The following is a 206-nucleotide window of genomic DNA, read 5'->3' as shown; positions in this document are numbered from 1 at the left end:
GTGGGTGATGACGGGATCGAACCGCCGACATTCTGCGTGTAAAGCAGACGCTCTCCCAGCTGAGCTAATCACCCAATGAACTTTTCACAATCAAACGTTAAACGTCTTTGTCACAATATCTTTAAGAATAAAGTGGCGGACCGGACGGGACTCGAACCCGCGACCTCCGGCGTGACAGGCCGGCATTCTAACCAACTGAACTACCG

General features: G+C 51.9%; 1 tRNA gene. It reads right to left on the bottom strand.

The features are described 5' to 3' along the window. Nucleotide 1 precedes the first annotated feature (1 nt). Nucleotides 2–74 (bottom strand) — tRNA-Val (locus tag Q1B11_RS20405). Between the last annotated feature and the right edge of the window lie 132 nt (nt 75–206).

The organism is uncultured Endozoicomonas sp. (assembly GCF_947495845.1).
Lineage (GTDB): Bacteria > Pseudomonadota > Gammaproteobacteria > Pseudomonadales > Endozoicomonadaceae > Endozoicomonas.
This window is presented reverse-complemented; position numbering and strand designations above follow the sequence as displayed.